The organism is Sporomusa sp. GT1 (assembly GCF_014634905.1).
Lineage (GTDB): Bacteria > Bacillota > Negativicutes > Sporomusales > Sporomusaceae > Sporomusa > Sporomusa sphaeroides.
The window spans coordinates 15765-36534 of sequence record NZ_BMBX01000003.1 but is presented as its reverse complement, the minus strand read 5'-3'; the positions used below and the strand labels follow the sequence as shown (position 1 = coordinate 36534).

23 protein-coding genes are annotated in these 20770 nt (G+C 46.1%); 6 read left to right on the top strand and 17 right to left on the bottom strand.

The features are described 5' to 3' along the window. Positions 1-69: 69 nt before the first annotated feature. On the bottom strand, positions 70-1278 hold the full coding sequence (locus GT1_RS05750; protein ID WP_188397941.1) for a DEAD/DEAH box helicase: 1209 nt from the start codon (positions 1276-1278) through the stop codon (positions 70-72). A 150-nt stretch (positions 1279-1428) separates the two neighbouring features. Between GT1_RS05750 and GT1_RS05745 the strand changes: the two genes are divergently transcribed. Further along, the gene (locus tag GT1_RS05745; protein ID WP_188397940.1) at positions 1429-1743 is read left to right on the top strand and encodes a hypothetical protein; all 315 of its coding nucleotides are present in this window, start codon (positions 1429-1431) and stop codon (positions 1741-1743) included. 65 nt (positions 1744-1808) lie between these two features. Here GT1_RS05745 and GT1_RS05740 read toward each other — a convergent pair whose 3' ends face one another. From GT1_RS05740 to GT1_RS05725, 4 genes are all read right to left on the bottom strand, one after another. After that, positions 1809-3167 carry a PFL family protein gene (locus tag GT1_RS05740; RefSeq protein WP_075755847.1) on the bottom strand — a complete coding sequence of 453 codons (1359 nt, stop codon included), beginning with the start codon at positions 3165-3167 and terminating at the stop codon, positions 1809-1811. A 23-nt stretch (positions 3168-3190) separates the two neighbouring features. Continuing rightward, complete coding sequence (locus GT1_RS05735) at positions 3191-3460, bottom strand: ACT domain-containing protein (RefSeq protein ID WP_075755848.1); 270 nt, start codon at positions 3458-3460, stop codon at positions 3191-3193. Positions 3461-3601: 141 nt separating this feature from the next. Beyond that, positions 3602-4522 (bottom strand): NAD(P)/FAD-dependent oxidoreductase, encoded by a 921-nt coding sequence (locus tag GT1_RS05730; RefSeq protein ID WP_188397939.1) that lies wholly within the window; start codon positions 4520-4522, stop codon positions 3602-3604. Positions 4523-4582: 60 nt separating this feature from the next. Beyond that, positions 4583-5335, bottom strand: coding sequence for a flavin reductase (locus GT1_RS05725; RefSeq protein WP_188397938.1), 753 nt, complete (start codon positions 5333-5335; stop codon positions 4583-4585). Positions 5336-5520: 185 nt separating this feature from the next. Here GT1_RS05725 and GT1_RS05720 point away from each other — a divergent pair, with 185 nt between their 5' ends. Next, entirely contained in the window at positions 5521-5730 is a 210-nt protein-coding gene (locus GT1_RS05720; RefSeq protein WP_075755852.1) for a DUF896 domain-containing protein, read from the top strand. A gap of 102 nt (positions 5731-5832) precedes the next feature. Here the strand turns inward: GT1_RS05720 and GT1_RS05715 are convergent, their stop codons facing one another. The 3 genes from GT1_RS05715 to GT1_RS05705 form a co-directional block, all read right to left on the bottom strand. Continuing rightward, entirely contained in the window at positions 5833-6216 is a 384-nt protein-coding gene (locus GT1_RS05715) for a DUF1540 domain-containing protein (RefSeq protein WP_188397937.1), read from the bottom strand. A 58-nt stretch (positions 6217-6274) separates the two neighbouring features. After that, on the bottom strand, positions 6275-6508 hold the full coding sequence (locus GT1_RS05710) for a hypothetical protein (RefSeq protein WP_075755854.1): 234 nt from the start codon (positions 6506-6508) through the stop codon (positions 6275-6277). Between the two features lie 128 nt (positions 6509-6636). Further along, on the bottom strand, positions 6637-7953 hold the full coding sequence (locus GT1_RS05705) for an APC family permease (RefSeq protein WP_223226078.1): 1317 nt from the start codon (positions 7951-7953) through the stop codon (positions 6637-6639). Between the two features lie 142 nt (positions 7954-8095). On the opposite strand from GT1_RS05705, the gene GT1_RS05700 reads away from it, so the two are divergent. Together GT1_RS05700 and GT1_RS05695 are read left to right on the top strand one after the other, a co-directional pair. Continuing rightward, the gene (locus GT1_RS05700; protein ID WP_188397936.1) at positions 8096-9490 is read left to right on the top strand and encodes a [Fe-Fe] hydrogenase large subunit C-terminal domain-containing protein; all 1395 of its coding nucleotides are present in this window, start codon (positions 8096-8098) and stop codon (positions 9488-9490) included. Between the two features lie 119 nt (positions 9491-9609). Further along, positions 9610-10959, top strand: coding sequence for a pyruvate carboxylase subunit B (locus GT1_RS05695; protein ID WP_075755857.1), 1350 nt, complete (start codon positions 9610-9612; stop codon positions 10957-10959). Between the two features lie 65 nt (positions 10960-11024). Here the strand turns inward: GT1_RS05695 and GT1_RS05690 are convergent, their stop codons facing one another. From GT1_RS05690 to GT1_RS05660, 7 genes are all read right to left on the bottom strand, one after another. Beyond that, positions 11025-12686 (bottom strand): nucleoside kinase, encoded by a 1662-nt coding sequence (locus GT1_RS05690; RefSeq protein ID WP_075755858.1) that lies wholly within the window; start codon positions 12684-12686, stop codon positions 11025-11027. 141 nt (positions 12687-12827) lie between these two features. Continuing rightward, positions 12828-13973: a hypothetical protein gene (locus tag GT1_RS05685; protein WP_188397935.1), complete on the bottom strand. Its 1146-nt coding sequence runs from the start codon at positions 13971-13973 to the stop codon at positions 12828-12830. A 163-nt stretch (positions 13974-14136) separates the two neighbouring features. Beyond that, on the bottom strand, positions 14137-14820 hold the full coding sequence (locus GT1_RS05680; protein ID WP_075755860.1) for an ATP-binding cassette domain-containing protein: 684 nt from the start codon (positions 14818-14820) through the stop codon (positions 14137-14139). Then, positions 14821-15504: a molybdate ABC transporter permease subunit gene (modB, locus tag GT1_RS05675; RefSeq protein WP_188397934.1), complete on the bottom strand. Its 684-nt coding sequence runs from the start codon at positions 15502-15504 to the stop codon at positions 14821-14823. A gap of 14 nt (positions 15505-15518) precedes the next feature. Beyond that, a complete protein-coding gene (gene modA, locus GT1_RS05670; protein WP_188397933.1) occupies positions 15519-16331 on the bottom strand; it encodes a molybdate ABC transporter substrate-binding protein in 813 nt (270 codons plus the stop codon). A 40-nt stretch (positions 16332-16371) separates the two neighbouring features. Continuing rightward, complete coding sequence (modA, locus tag GT1_RS05665; protein WP_223226077.1) at positions 16372-17181, bottom strand: molybdate ABC transporter substrate-binding protein; 810 nt, start codon at positions 17179-17181, stop codon at positions 16372-16374. A 13-nt stretch (positions 17182-17194) separates the two neighbouring features. Next, the gene (locus GT1_RS05660; protein ID WP_188397932.1) at positions 17195-17998 is read right to left on the bottom strand and encodes a quinolinate phosphoribosyl transferase; all 804 of its coding nucleotides are present in this window, start codon (positions 17996-17998) and stop codon (positions 17195-17197) included. 271 nt (positions 17999-18269) lie between these two features. Here GT1_RS05660 and GT1_RS05655 point away from each other — a divergent pair, with 271 nt between their 5' ends. Then, positions 18270-19205 carry a helix-turn-helix transcriptional regulator gene (locus tag GT1_RS05655; RefSeq protein WP_188397931.1) on the top strand — a complete coding sequence of 312 codons (936 nt, stop codon included), beginning with the start codon at positions 18270-18272 and terminating at the stop codon, positions 19203-19205. A gap of 515 nt (positions 19206-19720) precedes the next feature. Then, positions 19721-19924: a molybdopterin-binding protein gene (locus tag GT1_RS05650; RefSeq protein ID WP_075758211.1), complete on the top strand. Its 204-nt coding sequence runs from the start codon at positions 19721-19723 to the stop codon at positions 19922-19924. 87 nt (positions 19925-20011) lie between these two features. On the opposite strand, the gene GT1_RS05645 is transcribed toward GT1_RS05650, so the two are convergent. Then, positions 20012-20188: a hypothetical protein gene (locus tag GT1_RS05645; protein ID WP_188397930.1), complete on the bottom strand. Its 177-nt coding sequence runs from the start codon at positions 20186-20188 to the stop codon at positions 20012-20014. Positions 20189-20255: 67 nt separating this feature from the next. After that, complete coding sequence (locus GT1_RS05640) at positions 20256-20732, bottom strand: superoxide dismutase family protein (protein WP_188397929.1); 477 nt, start codon at positions 20730-20732, stop codon at positions 20256-20258. Positions 20733-20770: the final 38 nt, after the last annotated feature.

Here is a 20770-nt window from a genome sequence, read left to right as displayed (position 1 = left end):
TATCTCTGCCACCAAAAGGAAGAGGAATAGTAATGCCAATGTGGAATATCCTAAGTGCAGGTTCTTCCGTCACTCCCCACGCGGCGCGGTAATCCCGTTTCTGGCTTTGCGTGCATCCGGCTTCGGCCGGCTGCCGGATTTCTTATCAAAAACCTTACCGCGGGCAATCTGTTTTGGCAGCATTTCAATCTGCAAAGTCTTTTCATATTTAGCAATCAGCGGCAGTTCCCGCGGTGAAACTAATGAAATAACCACCCCGCTGCTCTTTGCCCGGCCGGTTCGCCCGGCACGATGCAAATAAACCTGCGGATCTTCCGGCAAATCCAAGTTAAATACATACCCTATCCCCGGTATGTCAAGTCCCCGGGCTGCCAGATCGGAAGCTACCAATAGTTGAAGCCTGCCGCTTCTAAAGCCATCCATGGCCTTTTTCCGGTCTTCCTTAACAAAGCTGCCATGAATACCAGCCGCTGTCAGGCCGTGGTAATTCAGCTTGTCAACAGTAAGCTCAACATCATCACTTTTATTGATAAATACCAGCGCCTGGGCAATATTGCCACTGCGGATTATTTTACGCAGCACCTCAAATTTATCCCGCCGCTCTGACACAAAATACACATGTTCAATGTCAGGCATCGTCTCCGCCCTGCCTTCAACTTGCACCAGCTGCGGCTTGTTCATCAGTTCTTGCGCCCGGCTAAGCGCCACCGGCGTTATTGTCGCCGAAAACGCCAGCAATTGCCTGTCTTTTTGTGTGGTTTTCACTACAGCTTTGATACTGTCCATATTTTTGTCGTCAAGCAGTCTGTCGGCTTCGTCCAGAATAATGGTCTTAATAGTTTGGGTATTGATCTTCTTCTTCTGAATGAGCTCAAGAATTCGCCCGCCGGACCCGGTTATGATATGCGGCTTGTCCTTTAGCTTTTCGATTTGCCGCGCAATATTGACATCACCAATCAGAGGCGCAGCCGTTACCGGCAAGCCTGAATGATTTGCCAGCATTTCTATCTGACGCTGTATCTGAATGGCCAGTTCATGGGTGGGCGCCAGGATGCAGGCTTGTGTCTCACGTTTGTCAACAGCGAGCTTTTGAAATAATGGCAGCAAATAGGCCAAAGTTTTACCGGTACCTGTGGGTGATTGGCCGATAATATCTTTACCGGCCAGCGCCAGTGGAATTACCTCGCTTTGGATAGCAGTCGGAGCTGTCAGACCGGCTTTGGCCAGCCCGGACGCCAGCGTTGTATTAAGCCCCAGTTGTGCAAATGTATTTTCCATATATATTAAATCTAAGCCTCCCAGATTGTTGTTTTTTAGTCCTAACAGAAAGTATACCCTGTTTTATTCATTCTCATGGTTTATTCCACACACCTGCTTTATTACCTCTAATCTTGACAAATATGACCAAACTAATAAGGAGATGATCAAATGAGTGATACTATTGTAAATTTTTATGGAGCTCTTGGATTTGAACAAACAGAAATTGAGGATAACCTGGTGGTGCTGGGTATTGAGCTTTCTGCCACAGGTGACTATGCTTTACTCACCGATGATAACGGCAAAATGCCGGACAACCTAAACCAGCCTGTTACTTTTGCCTGTTATACACCGGATGATGCCTATCTTTGGAACGCCGGTTTCAAAAACTCCGCTCTATTCAAAGAGGTTTGGGAGACAGCAGCTACCATTGAGGATAAACTGGCTGCCGTCCGCAAATATCGTGAAGCCAATGAAGCGTTCTAAATAGCTGCTGAAAGGCGAGATTGCACATATGCTGGCAATCTCGCCTTTATTCATTTGCTGCGTTTTTAGTTGGTCAGGCTGCGGACCGGTGCCGGAATTCGCCCGCCACGGGCAATAAAGTCATCAGATTTGAATTTGCTGACAGCCAGTATCGGGCTATAGCCCAATAAGCCGCCGAACTCAACACTATCGCCAACCTTTTTGCCGGGTACGGGAATAATCCGGACAGCCGTCGTCTTGTTATTGATCATGCCAATGGCGGCTTCGTCGGCAATAATGGCCGAAATGGTAGCTGCCGAAGTATCGCCAGGTACGGCTATCATATCAAGGCCAACCGAACATACACAAGTCATGGCTTCCAGCTTTTCTAAGGACAGGCTGCCACGCTCGACGGCAGCAATCATACCGGCATCTTCACTGACAGGGATGAAAGCGCCGCTGAGACCGCCAACATGCGAGGAAGCCATTAAGCCGCCTTTTTTGACAGCATCATTCAGGAGCGCCAATGCGGCTGTTGTCCCGGGAGCTCCACAACTTTCTATACCCATCTCTTCCAGGATATGTGCTACACTGTCACCAACCGCGGGTGTCGGGGCCAAGGATAAATCAATAATGCCAAAAGGATGACCAAGCCTCCGTGCCGCTTCCTGCGCCACTAATTGGCCAACACGGGTAATTTTAAAGGCCGTGCGTTTGATGGTTTCGGCCACAGTGCTAAAGTCGCGCCCGCGCACATCTTCCAGCGCCCGTTTGACAACACCGGGACCTGATACTCCCACATGGATGGTAGTCTCCGGTTCACCCACACCATGGAAGGCCCCTGCCATAAAAGGGTTGTCCTCCGGTGCGTTAGCAAATACCACAAGCTTGGCGCAGCCTAACGCATCCCGGTCTTTGGTGCGTTCAGCCGTAAGCTTAATGATTTCACCCATTTCCCGGACGCAATCCATATTAATTCCGGCTTTGGTGGAGCCCAGATTGACTGAGGAACATACTCTCTCGGTTACGGCTAGCGCCTCCGGAATGGAGCGAATCAATATGCGGTCACCATTGGTGTAGCCTTTTTCCACCAGTGCGGAAAATCCGCCGATAAAGTTTACACCCACTTCTTTAGCCGCCGCGTCCAGCGCCCGGGCCACTTCAACATAGCTGTCGGTCTGGCAGCTTTCGGCAGCAATGGCAATAGGAGTTACTGAAATACGTTTGTTGATGATAGGAATACCATATTCGGCCTCAATGTCTTCCCCTGTCTGCACCAGCTTCTCAGCCGTACGGGTCACTTTATCATAAATATTGCGGCAAAGCACCTTGCTGTCCGGGTGACCGCAGTCCCGCAGGCTGATACCCATCGTAATCGTCCGGATATCCAGCTTATTTTCTTCAATCATGCGGTTAGTATCATTAACATCCTGCATTGTGAACATATGTATTACCTCCAAGCTTACGACTACACACGGTGCATTATTTTAAAGATATCTTCATGCTGCACTTTGATATCAAGGCCCATGGCAGCACCCTTTTCTCCCAGCAGGTGACCCAGATCCTTCAGGCTGATAATGGACTGACCCATATCGACAATCATAACCATGTTAAAAAATCCATTGAGTATATTCTGATTGATATTAAGGATATTAACATTGTTTTCTGCCAAAATGTTGCTAATCATGGCAATTATGCCAACTCTGTCCTGCCCGACAATTGTTATGACAGTTTTCACATTCTCACACTCCATTAAAAATCGTATTCTATCTACTAATGGTATGAATAATATTATACTCATTTTCCGGAAAAAGCCAAGTATAACTGAGAAAAGAAAAACACCTGCCACATATGCAGGTGCCGGTCCCTTGGCTTGCTGTTAAGCGTTTGGCCGCTTGTGCAGCAGAAATTCATACGCTACTAATGCTGCTTTAGCACCATCGCCGGCAGCAATTACAATTTGCTTGTCAGGGCCGTTGGTGACATCACCGGCAGCAAACAAGCCCGGTAGTTTGGTGCGTGTACGGCAATCGGTGTTAATTTCGCGGTATTTGTTAAAGTCCACTACTCCCTCGCAATATTCGGTGTTAGGCTCTAAGCCGATTTCCACAAAAATTCCCTGCACATCAAGTTCTGTTTGTTCCTGGGTATCATTGCTGACCAGTACCAGCTTCTCCACCGCTTGCGAACCTTTAATGGCGGTTGTCGTGTAACCCATAAATTCAACAACAGGGCGCTTAAGTTCTTTAAGTTTTTCAATAATAATCGGGTCAGCGTTGTAGCCGGCAATGGATATCAGGTATACTTTTTCGGCAATCGGGCTGATTTCAATAGCTGCCTGCAGCGCCGAGTTGCCGCCGCCGATTACGGCTACCGTTTTACCGGCATACAGGGGGCCGTCGCAGGTAGCGCAATAACTGACACCCCGCCCGGTAAACTCAGCCTCACCCGGCACTGCCAGACGGCGCGGCCGCTTGCCTGAAGCCACAATAACCGTTTGGGCCCGATATTCTTCCCCATCGCCGGTTACACTAAAGGTGCCATCATCATTGGCAGCAAGCTTGGTAACTTCTTCATATTTTATTTCAATCGGGAATTTTCTCACCTGTTCATCAAACTTTTCCATCAGCTCCGGCCCGGTGACAAACTGATAGCCCATATAATTCTCAATATCCATGGTCCACATCGGCTGTCCGCCAAACTCTTTAGTAATTAGCAAAGCATTCATCCTCTTGCGCGCCGCATATACGGCTGCCGTCATCCCTGCCGGTCCCCCGCCGATAATAATCAGCTCATACAAGATTATCACCCTCATGTTTATTATTTCTTTTCTGTGAGGATGACTGGCGTACGCCGCTAATCATCCTTTTTTACTCCTATAAAGACTATATGTCAGTGCTTCCTCGTTTGCTACCATTCTGCCGGCAGTCACATCAGCGATAAAGAGTGTATGGGTACCGACATCCAGCGTTTGCAGTACCTTCGCTTCAACATAAGCAAGACAGTTTGTGAGGATCGGGCAGCCGTTCTGCCCGGAAAGATATTCTATACCGGCAAATTTATCTACATTCCGGCCTGACTGATAACCAAACCGCCTAACAGCCTCGGTTTGCTCGGTTCCCAGCATCGACACGGCAAAAACGCCACTGTCCATAACATATTGATGGGTCAGATTCCTTTTGTTAAGACAAATAGAAATCCGTAACGGCTTGCTTGTCAGCTGAAATACGGTATTGCAGCATTGTCCGTTGATGCTGTTATCTTTAATGGACGTAACGATGTACAAGCCATAACTGATTTTATCCATCGCAGAATTCGCGGTATCCAGCCCGGCTTCAGCTACCGCCTCACGGGTGAGTGAGACAGTCTCATCCAGCAGCAATACAAATAGTTCTGCGCTGACACCACATAAGGGACAGCTGTCCGGTGGAGTATCGCCTGTATGAACATAATCGCACACCGTACATTTCCAGCGTTTTCCCGGCTGCCTTTGTTCAACTTTTTCCGTAAAAATAGCAAACTCTTCCGGCCCCACCCCGCAAACCGGACATTCTGCCGGAGCTTTTTCTCCTTCGTGTATATAGCCACATACATTACAACGCCACTTATTCATAAATTTTTCTCACCTTTCCCGGTATAATAGTCATAGTATCTTAATTCGGAATATAGAACTATTTTCCTTTAATTTTTATTTTCATTCTAACTTGCACATTTGTCAATAATTTGTTAGTATTTTTTACATAATAGGAAGAATATTTCTTGCTATTATATTAAATAATGAAAGTGAGGCAATCACTTATGATAACAGCACAATGCATTGCCAGAATAAATGAATTGGCAAAAAAAAGCCGTGAAACAGGACTTACTGATAACGAGCGTGCTGAGCAGGCTGAACTCCGCCGCCGTTATATTGAGCATATTAAAGGTCAGGTTAAAGTCCAGCTTGACTCGATTAAAGTTGTTGACCATGGCGACCAATGCGGGTGCGGCTGTCATGACAAGCATTAAATTTTAAGTAACGCAAGATTACAATGAAAAGCCACAAACATTGTATCGATGTTTGTGGCTTTTCATTATCTTATTTTTCGGGCCTTTGCCTGCTAATTTTAATTACTTCTTTTTAAAAGTTTCGCAATCGGTATCTGTGGTTTTCGACGCGTTAGTACCGGTTACGTGAATCTGGTCGGCGCCGCAATAGTTGCCGTTATCCCAAAACTTACAGTCATTAACAAAACATTCAACAGCCGGAGTGATTTGAGTGCCTTCCAGAAAAGCTGCCGACACACTGCCGCCAACATTGGCATTATGCAATGCGCCAATCATATCGCCCATTGTTTTGCGGTGATGGAAAGCCTTGCATTGGGTGTCTGCCGATTTTGCAGAAGTGCCTTCCATTTCATCATTGTAAACGCTGATTTTTGCTGCCATGCATTGGTCACCTGGCATATAGTGAGTACATTGATCAACAGTACATTTGACAATCGGATTAGACATAGGTATTCACTCCTTTATTTTTTTTTAGTATCTGCCTGTCGGAACATTTTTATGCCAGCTACATGGCCACCAGCGCCAGGATTTCTTGCCTGTCATAATCACATTCCGGACAATAGAGCAGATGTATACAGTACGCTTCAGACTGAAACGGCAATGACTGCGCTTCCATATAAGGACTATAGGGCCCGAGATAGTTATTGAGTGCACCGCCATCCAGCATAGTCTTGCCACAGTGCGGACATTTTTTTTCAACCTGCTGCAGCGCATTGCACAATGGACAAACCTTTTCCAAAAGGCTCACCTCATAACATACAAACTAGAATATCATCTTATAGATTCCCCATTAAAGCCTTTTTATGCTTGCTGTCAGAATAAAAAAACAAGGCGCAACAGCATTTTGCCGTTGCGCCTGAACAATACTTATTTTTTTCGTAAAAGCATATATGCCGGAATACCTGCCAGCGTAATGCCCAAAGCATATAAAGCGTCGCCGGGGTTATGCACCAGCATGCTAAACGCAATATATACGGAACCCAAAATAGCGATACCTGGTACGATAGGATAACCGGGTACACTGTAAGACCGTTTGGCTTTAGGGTTTCGCTTGCGTAAGATAAACACTGCCGCAAAGGCCAAAATATAGAATGCCCAAATAATGAACATAGCCATATCTGTCAAACGGTCCGGATCGCCCAGAGTCATGAGCACTGCCGCCAAAATTACTACCAGCAGTAATGCATTGGCCGGAGTACCGGATTTGCTGTGAACCTTCCCTAAGAGCTGCGCCCCGGGCAACAGACCGTTTTGCGCCATGGCAAAAGGCACCCTTGCCCCGGTTAAAATGTAGCCGTTAAGTGCGCCGAAAATCGAAATCAAAATACCAATACTGATCAGTTTCCCGCCCATTTCACCAAACACCAGCCCGGCAACCGTACCTGCGGCCCGGTTGCCGAGAAGAGCAATTTCAGAAGCCGGCAGCATATGAAATAGCGCTAGATTAATGGCAAGGTAAGCCGCCATAACAATGGCCAAACCGGTAATAATAGCCCGCGGCAATTCTTTTGCCGGATTTTTCATTTCACCGGCAACAAAGCTCACATTAATCCAGCCGTCATATGCCCACAAGGTTGCCAGGACAGCAGCCCCCATACCTGCGGTTTCCCCTATCCCGCCCGGCATATTAAGAATCTGTCCATTGCCTTGCCACAGACCAAAAACCGCAATAAGTATAATGGGCACAAGCTTAGCGGCAGTAGCTGCCGACTGAATCAAGCCGCCATATTTGGCTCCCAGGGCATTGACACCGCCCAAAAAAGCAACCACTGCAATGGCTACTGGCAACTTCCAGGTTTCAGGGAAATTAAAAAATGGCAGCAATAATGTGGAAAAATATAAGCCCAGCGCCCCGGTTGTCGCCGGTCCATAAATGAAGGTCTGTACCCAGCCGAAAAGATAACCCCACATTTTGCCGTATACTTCATCCAGATAGGCATAGATACCGCCTGTTTTCGGTATCTGCACCCCCAGCTCGGCTACAGTAAGTCCTGCCGCGATGGTAATAATGCCGCCTAATCCCCAGGCCGCCAAAGCCATAGTAGAGTCACCGGCAGCCTCGATGACTTTGCCGGGCTTCATAAAAATCCCGGAACCAATAACCATGCCGATTACCAGTGTCGTGGCAGTCAGCAGCGAAAGGTCTTTCCTCAAAACAGACTCGGTTCTTATTTCTTTGTCCATATGTCTCCTACTATCTAATATAATTTTAAATTCATTGCGCTACTACAATAGCAAATAATTGCACAAACTACAACAGGAAATTCTACATAAAACGTCAAATTATACTATTGGTAATAAAATCATAATTGGATGGGTGATAACAATGAAGAAAAGTACTCCTCCCGATCTTAACATCAGACCTAGAATCCTTTATCAAGTTGCAAAAGCTGCTTGGGAAGGCCAACTTTTCGAACGTAAAGAGGAAATATGCCATTTACTGCAGTCCGAATTTGAAGATAAAGCTACCAGAAGACTTGTCGCCAATCAGATTCGCATTGCCATGGGTCTTGAACCCAACAACTCGGAAGAGGTTATTAATGAATATGATGAAGAAGCCCTGATGGGTATGGGCAGCGAACCCATTGTCCTGGCCAATCCGGAAGCTTGTAAGGATTGTAAAACCGCCAACTGCCAAACCACTTGCCCAATGAGCGCGATTACCCGTGATGAACTGGGCCGCCCTTGTATCGATAAAAATAAGTGCGCCAGAGACGGTTACTGCATCAATGCCTGCGAATTTGGCGCGCTGGCTGATAAATCACAATTTGTACCACTGATTAATTTACTTAAGCAAAATACCCATAAAGTATATGCCTCTGTTGCCCCGGCGTTTACCGGCCAGTTCGGTCCTGAGGTAACGGCAGGCAAACTGCGCAGCGCGTTATTAAAGCTGGGCTTTAGCGAAATGGTGGAAACAGCCTTGTATGCCGATCTTATCACCATTAAGGAAGCCTTTGAATATGATGAACATGTTAAAGATGAACATGATTTCTTAATCACCAGTTGCTGCTGCCCTATCTGGATTAAACTGATCGAAAACAAATTTCCTGACTTAATGGCCCATATATCGCCGTCAGTATCCCCGATGGTTGCCTCAGGACGGGTAATTAAAGAACTTGAACCAGATGCCAAAGTGGTTTTCATTGGCCCATGTGTAGCGAAAAAATCGGAAGCACAACTCCCTGACCTGAAAGGCGCCATTGATTTCGTCCTCACCTTTCAGGAACTTGCGACCATTTTTGAGGCAGCCAATGTGAACCCGGTTGAGGAAGCAGATGAAGAAAACCCCTTAGCCTCCTGGGGCGGCCGGCTCTATGGCCGTACAGGCGGCGTCAGCGCAGCCGTAGGTACCACGGTAGAAAAGCTTATCCCCCGCCGCGCCGAAAACTTCAACCCGGTCAAAGTAGACGGCATACCTGACTGCACTAAACTATTGGAAGATATTCGGGCAGGCAAACTGGCTGCCAACTTTATCGAAGGCATGGCTTGCAAGGGTGGCTGTGCCGGTGGTCCCGGCAGACTTATTCCGCCGGAAGAATGCACCAATTATATCAACGACTATGGCAACGCTTCCCATGCCCATACACCGGTGGAAAATCCCCAGGTGTACTCGATCCTTACCAAACTTGGGCACTATAACGGCATGCCTGCGATGACAGGCTCCAGCAAGATGGCGGCAATTTTGGCCCGTCACCTGGAACCTGCCAGAAAAGATTAATTAATGTATACAGTATATTTTTTTCATTGCTACTGGTCAAAGCAGCAAAAACCGTCTAAAATTTAAGTATTGCCATTTTACTAATTGAATTATCAAACTAATAAGTAAGGGGGACTTTCATGAATACAGGTATTCCATTAAAAATTACGGAAACAGTCCTGCGCGATGGGCATCAGTCACTGGCTGCCACCCGTATGCGCACTTCGGACATGCTGCCGGTATTAGAGCAGCTTGATGAAATTGGCTATTTCTCCATTGAAGCTTGGGGTGGCGCTACTTTTGACAGCTGTCTGCGCTTCTTGAATGAAGATCCCTGGGAGCGTTTGCGCACAATTAAAAAGTATTTGAAAAAAACCCCCATTCAAATGCTTTTACGCGGCCAAAATGTACTTGGCTACAATCACTACGCTGACGATGTTGTCAGCGAGTTTGTCAAGCGGGCAGTTGATAATGGTGTGGGAGTAATCCGAATTTTTGATGCCCTTAATGATGTCCGCAACCTGGAAGCCTCCATGCGTGCCGCCAAAGAGTCGGGAGCACATGTACAAGGCGCGTTCGTATATACCATCAGCCCTTACCATAACAACGATTCTTTTCTTAAAGTAGCCAAAGACCTTGTCAGTCTGGGCAGCGACTCTATCTGTATTAAGGATATGGCCGGCCTGCTGGCGCCATATAAAGCCTATGAATTGGTAAAAACACTGAAAGCCGAAATCAATATACCCATTCACCTGCACACACACTACACCAGCGGCATGGCCTCTATGACTTACTTAAAAGCCGTTGAAGCCGGTGTTGATATTATTGACACCGCCCTTTCACCATTCGCTATGGCTTCCTCCCAGCCGGCTACCGAGGCTATGATTGCCGCCCTCGAAGGCACTGAGCGTGATTCCGGCCTCAGCAAGGAGAAGCTGTTCCCCATTGCCGATCATTTCCGTACTATAAAAAAACAACTGACCGAAACCTTTAATCTTAATACCAACATTGAAATTGACACCAAGGTACTGTCGTTCCAAATCCCCGGTGGCATGCTCTCCAATCTTTTAAACCAAATGAAAGAACAGGGTATGGCAGATAAGTTCCCTGATCTTATCGAGGAAATGCCCAAAGTGCGGGCCGAGCTCGGCTATCCGCCGCTGGTTACACCAACAAGCCAGATTGTTGGCTCCATGTCGGCTTTCAACGTTATGTTGGGCCGCTATAAAGTTGTGCCACGGGAAATCAAAGATCTTGCCCGCGGTAAATATGGCCGTACCCCGGCTCCTATTGACCCGGAATTTTTGAAAACGCTAATTGGGGATGATGAGATTATCACCCACCGTCCGGCTGACGACATCAAGCCGCAAATGCCTGCCCTTCGCCAGGAATTGGCTGAAAAGGGTTATCCTAATGCCTCTACCGAAGATGTATTGTCTTATGCCGTATTCCCAGAGGTTGCCCTTAAGTTTTTTGAGTCCAACCGCTAACACACAGTTGGCTGTGACCGTAAAAAAATATCACCCTGCTTAAAAGCCGGGTGATATTTTTATTGCTATTTTTCAAAACAAGACTTGCCGATAAATTCACGCAGAATGGAATTTTGCGGAATTTCATTATCTTCCACCGGAATAAAGTATTCCAGGAAGTTGAGCAGCCGGCGAGCTTCCGAATACTCCGAGTTGTCTGGTGTAATCTTTTGCAGCAGCGGTTCGGCGTATTTTTTAAGCACCGCCAATTCGTAAATGAGCGCCGAATTAAACATTAAATCGGCTTCTTCCTGAAATGGGAAAATGTTGCGTTCCTCGCCCCGGCGTACCGATGGCCACATCTTGAGTGTCATCAGCGCGTCATGGGAACGAAACTCACTATCGCGGACAATCCTGCGAATAAGACGGGCATCGGTTGTGGGAATGCGATTGTGGCTGTCTATCGACAATTGCGTTAAGGCACTAATATATATTTTAATTTTACAGTGACGGGGCACTGAACTTGTTAAACGTTCATTAAGTCCGTGGATGCCTTCGATAATCAGTGGCTGGCTTTTGTCTACCTTAATACGGTGGCCCCGGTATTCACGCTGCCCTGTTTTAAAATTAAAGGTAGGCATTTCCACTTCTTCTCCGGACAAAATCCTGGCCAGATGAGAATTAAATAATTCCAGATCAATGGCTTCAATCGATTCAAAATCATACTCGCCATGTTCATCAACCGGCGTTTTCTCCCTGTCAACAAAATAATCGTCCAGTGAAAGCGGTACCGGCCACACCCCGTTAACTCTTAATTGAATATTAAGCCGCTGGGCAAAGGTAGTTTTTCCTGATGAGGAAGGACCGGCTACCAAAATAACCCGAACTTCGTCACGGTGCGAAGCAACAAAGTCGGCTATCTGGGCTATCTTTTTCTCATGCAAGGCTTCCGCTACTCTTATAATATCTGTTATATCCTCTTTACCAGTGCACTCATTCAGGTTGGCTACATAGGCGCACCGTAAAATATTTCCCCATTGGGCGGCTTCTTTAAACACTTTAAACAATTTTGGATTCTCAACAAATTTGGGCAGCACATTAGGATTATCCTTCTCAGGGAGCCGTAAGATGATTCCCGGCGGATAATATTTAAGTTCAAATACTTTTACATAACCGGTTGAAGGTGTCATATTACCATAAAGATAGTCATACACCTGGCCACAGTAATAAATATTGACGTTTTCCTTGTCAAACTGTTCGAGCAGACTGACTTTTTCCCGCTGTCCTGCTGCCTTAAACATTTCGATAGCTTCGGCCTTAGGCAGAGTTTTACGAACAATCGGCCGGTCCTCCTCAATAATTTGGCGCATATGCTGCTCAAGTTTTTCGACGTCTTCCGGCATAATATCCCGTCCATGATGCAGTTCACAGTACAGCCCTTTGCTCAAGGAATGCTCCACCGTTACTTCACTGCCTGGAAACAGTTCCTGAGCGGCAGCAATCAAGACAAAAGTGACACTGCGCTGATACACTTTCATCCCGGCCTCACTCCGGAGATCAAGGAAGTCTACCACACTGTCCTGTTCTAGCACATTCTGCAGATCCCTTATGGTATTGTTTACTTTTGCGGCTACCACCGGTGTAGTATACCTATGAGCGGCATCCCGGCTAATTTCCAGCAGTGTAACACCTTTCTCATACTCGACAGTACGTCCATTGGAAAAGGTTACACTTATTTTTTCCGACATGTGACAGGCCCCCTCATCAGCGATAAACTTTCTCTAAACTATATATATGCTAATTCAACTATATTCCCCCATTCTCCTGCCGCAATAATCAATTAACATAAGAAGAGCATGTATGCTAAGTTTTGGCAAAAGGTCAATCGGTTAGAGAAATCTCTGACCTACTTTTCTCTTATGAATAACCGCCAGGCAGCCCAGATTATTTAAATTTCTTGCAAAACACTCAATCGAAATGTCCACACCGGCAACGGTATGCATAAACATACTCCTATTGCCGATAGCAATACTCTTGCCGACAAATTTTTCTCCCAGTGTGCCTGCCGGCATCTCCTCAAATTTACCTGAAAACGGATAATCTGTATTTACATCAGCCTCCACACTTTGCCGATAACCGGCCGGATACTGAAATAGCTGATGCTTTCCACAGGAAATCGACAAATATTGTGCCACTCCCGGTTCATAACAAAACCATTTTAGCCGGTTGCTACATTCTTGATACGGCAACCGGAAATGTTTTCTGCCAATACCCTCTAAGACAATCAGCGCGATCTTCTTGTTTCCGCCGCAAGCGCGGATATGCTCACAGATACCGGTAATATCAGTTATTTTTCCCAGCTCTGTATATATGGGAACTACTTCATTGCGCGCCGGCATCATAACCGGCTGCGGCACTGCCGGTGTTTTAAAACAATACCCTGCTTTTGCCACCACCAGATACTCCGGTAAACGCCGGACATCCTCCTGGTGACCGTCAAATTCCCGGATAAATTCCGCTTTGCTGACTACTCTTTCTACTTGCTGTAGATTATGGACATATTCAAAATCTCTCCTGCTTGTATTATAAAGCCCTGCATAGCGGGTGGAACAGCTTGTACAAACTGCCGCACCATCCAGTTTGGTCAAATCGATCCATCCCTCAATAGTTATCATATCACCGTTGCCAATAATTATCGGAGTAAATCCCGATTGTCTGACAAAACGTTCTATTTCGCTAAATAGCTCATCAGTCATAGCATCCCATGCAATATCCGGCAGCCTCGTATACCGGGCAGCAAAATATTGCTGCGCATAGCTTAAAAATACAAGTTGGGGATTATATTGTTCCAGCATATCCAAAGCGGTATCCGTTACCCAGGTATTGCTGCGCAGGTCGGTATCCCCGGGATAAGGATGCCTGTCCAGCACTTGCCTTACCAACCGGATAAGTGGTGTATCCTCAGTGCGTTTTTTACCGCTTTTAAGATCCAACACATTTTGCCAGCCATTCACATCCACGATAGCAATACTCATCTAACCATCCCCCGCCCATATCAATATCACCGGCCACAAAAGCTTTTACTATAGCCGTCTTCCAATATCCTCATATATAAAAAATCAACTAAAAGAAACTACTGCTCTTTTAGCTGATACAAGCCTGCTTTATACTGTTCACAAAATACCCTGCCGTGCACCACTAACCAACACCCTGACACTGAAGCAGCTCCGCAATTGGCAAAGCAGCGCCGGCTGTTTGCCTGCCCTTTTCTAAAAACAAAAATTGATTCCCCAATGCCTTGGCCTCTGCAAGATCATGAGTGACAAGAATAAAGGGAATATTCCAGATACCCTGAATCTTCTTCAGCTCTGCCTGTAATTCCAAGCGGGTATCACTGTCAAGTGCCGACAATGGTTCATCCAGCAACAGAATCGCCGGTTCTGCCATCAACGCACGGGCCAAAGCCACTCGCTGTTTCTCGCCGCCTGATAATTTCTCAATAAACCGTGATGCCAAATGCTCAATACGCAACAGCCCCAACAATCGTTCATAGAGCTCCTGGGATCTGCTGTCATGTTTTTTAACACCATACCAGATGTTGCGTTTAACATCCATATGCGGAAATAAGGCAAATTCCTGAAACATGTATCCCACACGCCGCGATTGCGGCGGCATGAAGGTTTTTGCCGCTGAAGAAAACAAAACACATTCATTATGAATAATATGGCCTTCATCCGGCCTTAAGAGACCGGCAATGGCCCGCAGAATGGTTGTCTTGCCCGCACCTGAAGGGCCAAACAATACCAAAATATCGTTGGCGACCGTAAACTTAATATCCAGCGTAAAATCCGATAATCTTTTCTTCATAGCAACCTGCAGCATTTAGAACAACCCCCTTACAGACGTATCGCCGGCTCTCTTTTTCGACCAGACATTGAGCCAAAAAATGAGGAGAAAGGTTATACCGCTAATCAACAGGACATAGGTGCCGGCAAGCGTCAAGTTATTGGATTCTGCCGCGAAATAAATTGCCAGCGGAATGGTCTGCGTTTTACCGGGAATATTACCGGCTACCATGATAGTGGCTCCGAATTCGCCCAGTGCCCTGGCAAAGGACAATACCAGCCCGGCAACCAGACCCGGCCAAGCCAAGGGGATGGTTATTGTCAAAAAAACCCGCCATTCACTGGAGCCTAACGTCCGGGCGGCGTCCTCAAGGGTACGATCCACCCCCTGAAAAGCCGCTTTAGTACTTTGATACATCAGCGGGAATGCAACTACCGTGGCAGCAAGCATTGCTGCATATGGCGTAAAAATAATCTGGGTATGGAAGGTTTCTGACAAAAATTGTCCTATCGGCCCTTGTTTGCCAATCAAAACCAATAATACAAAGCCGGTTACCACAGGCGGCAATACCAAGGGCAATGCAAAAACTGCCTCCAGTGCACTCTTGCCGGGAAATTCAAAGCTTCGCATTGCATAAGCGGCAGCTACTCCAAAGATGAATACAAATATTAATGAGACAAGTGCAACCTTGACCGACAAAAGGACTGGCTGCCATTCCATAACATACACCTACCTTATTGGCCTGAGCCGACAAAACTAAAACCGTATTTCTGAAATATTGCTGCACTTTGCGGACCACATAAATAGTCTAAAAAGGCGGCCGCCTCTTTAGGATGCTTAGAATTAGCCATAGCTACCGCCGGGAACATAACCGGCGTATGCGAACCATCAGGCGCAACAACGACGACTTTTACTTTATCACTCAGCGCTGCTACCGTCGAAAATGCAATACCGGCATCAACATTTCCTGTTTCGACATAGGAGATGATGGTACGAACGTCTTTAGCCTGGACAGCTTTATCTTTAACGGCTTCCCATACATCAATGCCTTTAAGCAATTCCATGGCATATTGGCCAGCCGGCACTGTTGCCGGCTCGCCCATGCCAAATCGCGTAACTGTTTTTAAATCCTCAAAACTTTCAATTACTAACTGTGAATTCTGCGGAACGATCAAAACCAATTTGTCATTCACCAGTATTCTTCGGGTAGAAGGTACTACAAGGTTTTTACTTTGCAACTCATTGATCTGCTTCATAGAGGCAGAAATGAACAGGTCGGCAGGAACACCCTGCTCCAGCTGCTTTTGCAAAACTCCGGAAGGCCCAAGATTGAACACCAGCTTCACATTTGCGTTAGCTGCTTCATATTCTGTTTGAATTTCCCGTAAGGCATCTTTTAGGCCAAGCGCGGCAGAAACATTAATTTCAACCGGTTCAGCAACTTTAGCCGGCCTGTGAGCCACAGGCTCCACAGCCCAGATGGTTCCGGCAACAGCCAAAACTGCAACCAGTCCAAACAGCAAATGAACTGCAGCATTCCTTCTCATGGTAAACTCCCCCCTTGCACTACCTTAAACAAGCTGTCTGCTATTTGCCCATCGTAAAGCCATGTTTTTCAAAGACCGTTTTGCTTTCTGCACTAAACAGATACTCAACAAAAGCTTCGGCTGCTTTTTGCTGTTTAGTACCGGTGGTTACAGCCACAGGATAAACTATGGGCTGATGGCTTCCTTCCGGCGCAACGGCTGCAACTTTCACTTTGTCACTGGAAATGGCATCTGTCTTATATACAATCCCGGCCTCTACATTGCCTGTTTCAGTATAAGCCAATACGGTACGTACATCTTTGGTGAAAACTACCCGGTCTTTTATTGCATCCCACAATCCTAATTTTTGTAATACCTGTTGGGCATACTGACCGGCAGGCACTGTGGCTGTCTCACCAAGCGCAAGCTTTTTCACTCCGTCCTGAGTTAAGTCTTCATATTTGGTTATGTTCAGCTTTGATTCTTTAGGCACAACAACAACCAGTTTATTCTCAACCAAATTTTTGCGGGTGGCTTTGTTGACTAGATTTTTTTCTTCCAATTCGTTCATCTGTTTGGGAGCAGCTGAAATGAAAATATCTGCAGGCGCACCCTGCTCGATTTGCTTCTGGAGGGCACCGGAAGCCCCAAGGTTGTAAGCAAGTTTAACATTCGGGTTTTTAGCCTCATAGTTCTTTTGAATTTCCGCAAGTGCATCCTTAAGACTCACTGCCGCCGATACATTAATTTCTACCGGCTGTGCTTGCGCTGCCGGTGGAGCTTGTTTTTCGCCGCCACAGCCAACCAAGCTAAAAATAGCGGCTACTGCCAGGGCCAAAACAACAAACAGTCTTGTACTCATTTTCCCCATCTTTTCTTCCCCCTTAGATTCGCTCTATCCGGCAGGTAAAATCCAGCGGATAGGCATATAGTACAGAGCTAAGTACCATGAGATCAACAAACCCGGCGAATTTTTTCACCGTGTCCAGTGTGATACCTCCGGCCACCCCTATTTGGAGTTTAGGATTCATTTGCCGCAGCTCCTGCACAACCGGTTTTAACGTTTCGGCTTCAAAATGATCAAGCAGCATAACATCTACGCAGGAAGCATAACGGAAGGCTTCCTCTAGATTGCTGGGTTCAAACTCAATCTTATGCTGCATGGAATACAACTTTTCAGGCAGGCTGTCCAGCATCCGCATGTGGTTCTGTGTTATCAAAATAGTATCACTTAGCGAATTGCGATGATAAATAGCACCACCATCCTGAATAGCCCGCATTTCATCCAGCCTCATTCCTAAATGAGCTTTGCGACAAGCCACCACAATCTGAATATCGGGATTGACTTCTCTGGCTGCACTGACAAGCTTATGAGTTTGCGTAGCAATAGCTGACATCACTGTCAGGTACGTTTGACATATCCGCCATAACTTAAACAGTGTCGTTAGTTCACCATGGGCTTCAATAATGACTCCGCCTTTAGCTACTGGGGTCCCCGCTTCCTTGCAATCAACGACCTGGAGTTTCTTGCTCTCAAAAAACTCTTTAAGGCGCGGCGTTCCGGATATGATAGCATCTTCCCGTGATATGAACCGAAATTTTCCCAATCCGCTGATCCCAAGCAATTCTGTCGTTATATCCCCATACGGACAGTCTTCATTCAGCCCGGCTGTCAATGAATCAAACAAATACCTTACCCCCTTTCAGGCAAAAAACAACTAACATAACCGAACTATACCTAAAACAGTAGATACTACCATACTCTTCTTTAATTAATATCATCGAAAAATCGAAGACTTGGCTTACCGTTTAAAATAAAAAATGCAAATGCAATTCATTTCAACTAATATAAACTAACAAAAACGAACATAGCCTCTATGGTGTTATTATATTATTTGTTGTATGATATTGGCAAGAGCTTGCCAGCAATTAATATAACTTTTTATAGAGGTGCATATTATGAGTGACACAACGTCCTACACCCCCGCAGAAGTTGCCAAAATCCTGAAGATTTCTCGCTTCACCGTCTATGAAATGATTAAGCGGGGCGATCTTGCGGCCTATCACATTGGCCGCAAAGTCCGGGTCGAAGCACCGGATTTAGAAGTCTATATCCAAAAATCAAAGAAAACTGCATTGTCCCGGAAGGGCGCTGCCCAGCCACCATTAGACGACCCGGGCGCCGAACCGGACAGCTTTATTATCTGCGGGCAAGACATTATCCTTGATATTCTAACCCGGCATCTCGAAAGAGCACTTCCCCATATCCGTTGTTTTCGCAATTATGCTGGCAGCATTGACGGGCTGTTATCCCTGTATCGCGGGACTGCTAATGTCGTTACTGCCCATTTGTGGGATAGCGATACCGACACGTATAATACTCCTTATGTACGCCGGTTTCTGCCAGGGCACCGTACAGTGGTCTACAACCTGGCTTATCGCAATACCGGTTTTTACGTTGCCAAAGGCAATCCCAAAAACATCAGCCATTGGCATGACTTAAGCCGGCCTGATATAACGCTCATCAACCGGGAACGCGGGTCCGGCGCAAGGGTTTTGCTTGACGAAATGCTGCATGTGCTGGCTATTGATTACCGTCAGATAAACGGCTACTCCCGGGAGGAAATGAGCCATCTGGCAGTTGCCAGTTGTGTGGCCAGAGGCGAAGCCGATGTCGGTATCGGCATTGAAAAAGCCGCCCTGCAAGTCAGCGATATTGATTTCATTTTTCAAAAAAAAGAGCGTTACGACCTTGTCTTGCGCCGGGAGGATGCGGATAAACCGCATTTCCAGGCACTGTTAGCCATTATCCGTTCCGATGTATTCCGTAACGAAGTAGCCGGCATGGGCGGTTATGACTTGTCCCAAACCGGTCAGCTTATGGGAAATAGTTAGAAAAGGCCTGTACTGCACAAAAAAATAACCCTCTGCCTAAATACAGAGGGTTACGCGAGAGCAATATTACATTACTTGTTCACACAGCCAAACTGCCCAGGTTGTTGGGGCATCGACACTATATCCTTGCCCCCGCATTTTTCACAGACTTCTGGCCTTTTTCCGTCCTTTACCTCAAGCATCAAACCACATTCTGTGCACTTGTACAAAGTATCAGCCATTAATAACCCCCCCTTTGACATATTTTCTAATGTATTCATTCTACATTAGTTTCCATTTTCCTTTCTAAATTTCTAAATATTCAGTATATATTTTTTTACTTGTAATTCTTACCTGCATTGCTCAAAAGAGCCACTTTCCGTCTTATTGTTGGTTAATTAAAAACTGCATTATTTTCGCAATAACACACAAGATATGCTTGTGTGTTATTGCTTTTCCTGTTTTTTTTCATAATTTTCCATGTTATAATTTGTTATATAAAGTAAATTCAAAATAAAAAGGAGATTGATTACATCATGAAAATCAGCGGCAGAAACAAATTAGAGGCAACAGTAAAAGAAGTGGTTAAAGGTTCTGTGATGGCAAAGGTTGTTATGGATTATAAAGGCACCGAACTGGTAGCCGCTATAACTGTCGATTCGGTAGAAGATTTGAAGCTGGCTCCTGGAGATAAGGTTACTGCGCTGGTAAAAGCTACTGAAATGATGGTGCTTAAATAATCATTTCTCTCCTAAAAGCAAGAGGTCAGCTTTCCCGATCACTCGGGAAAAGCTGACCTCTTGTTTTAGCGGTTTTCCACTTTATCTTTACCGCAGCATTTTAAACAACCTGTAAACCAGTAAGGGGACAGGCGCTTTTCTTACCACCAGCCGCATACCTAGCGAAATAAGAAATAACCCTCCCAAAATGTGCACAATCCAAAAACCGGTGCGGGGAAACGCAAGTGTGGAGTCACCCATTAAGTTGTTTTGATGGCAAAGCATAGCTATCGACCTCCTTTGCACTAGTATTTCCCGCACCGATGTGTTCAAACAATGGTAAAATCTTATATTAACTATCCTGACATCTTCTGATTACCCCGCAGGCCAGCCGTCGTCCAGAATTACCTGACGGCTGGGTTCGATAATCATCAGGACTTTCATGAATAATAACCGCCTTGCCAATAACTTCGGAAACGGTAAATTTATCGGTAAAAAAGGACATATAGGCAAATCCCTTGTTTGAAAAAAGTACAGGAAAATCACCGGCATGGTTGCCATGCGGCTGATTACCAGGATTCCAGTGTCCGCCGGCTGCCATAAAAGGATCATCCGGATCTCCCACTTTGCAAGTTCCCCGTTCATGAAGATGAAAACCATGAGGTCCGACCGGCTGTTTTCCGTTACTTGCCGGCTGATAGCGGGGTAAGCCCCAAACCTCAACAGTGACCTTGGTACCGCCTCGTACACTGCGGAAAGTTACCTCTCCTTTAATTTCAGGCGCAAGCGGCCCTCCCCGAAGATAAGCAATCGCTAAATTGTCAGCCATTTTCTCACCTCATCTACATTTCTCAAAAGTATATTATA